Raw genomic sequence first — 614 nt, 5'->3', positions numbered from 1 at the left:
GTCTTAGCCCGTTGAGGCTCCGGCCAAGGAGCAGGGATGGGGACGGAAAATCTCATTCTAGACCTGACCAAGATGCGGACTATTAGTTGCTACCTGCTTGGCTGAATACAACCGAGCCGTCGTCCTTGCGAACCTCGACCGCTACAATACCGTCTGAGTTTCGTGCGGAAAAATTGGCAAGCGCGTTATCCCGTGCAGCCTTCTCGGTCTCGAACGACGCTTTCTCGACAATGCCTTGCTTGCCGTACCAGATCACCGTGTAAGCCAACGTTTCGGCGTCCTTCTCTGCTTTAGTTTTCTTCGCGCGCTCGCAACGGTGTCGAAAGGGACCGGTTGAGACATTACGCCTTGGGCAGGATATTACAAATCCACAGATCTGACGTATCTCGGCGAGGAAAGTTCGAACCGAGAGGTGGGAAACGCCATCCCGATCTCGCGTGTGCCTTGATGCCCTGCCGCCTCCAGATTGACGGCATCGACATTGTAGGAAGCCCGGCAGTAGCGACATTGTCCGACTAGCGGCCGGTATTTGGCCGCTTTAATTGCTTAGTCAGACGTTGAGTCTCTCCGCACCAAGGCCACTCGATCGTCCCTGAGAAACCACGGTGTGTATG

Annotated in this window: 1 protein-coding gene; it reads right to left on the bottom strand. The window is 55.0% G+C overall.

Features of this window, described 5'->3' with window-relative positions; translation table 11 throughout:
- Positions 1-82 precede the first annotated feature (82 nt).
- Complete coding sequence (locus EN925_RS38685; protein WP_127366480.1) at positions 83-268, bottom strand: hypothetical protein; 186 nt, start codon at positions 266-268, stop codon at positions 83-85.
- Positions 269-614: the final 346 nt, after the last annotated feature.

Origin of the sequence: Mesorhizobium sp. M7A.F.Ca.US.006.04.2.1 (assembly GCF_004022915.1) — a bacterium.
In the GTDB taxonomy this organism is placed as follows: Bacteria; Pseudomonadota; Alphaproteobacteria; order Rhizobiales; family Rhizobiaceae; genus Mesorhizobium; species Mesorhizobium ciceri.
The sequence above is the reverse complement of the archived record's forward strand: the minus strand, read 5'-3'. Positions and strand labels throughout refer to the sequence as shown.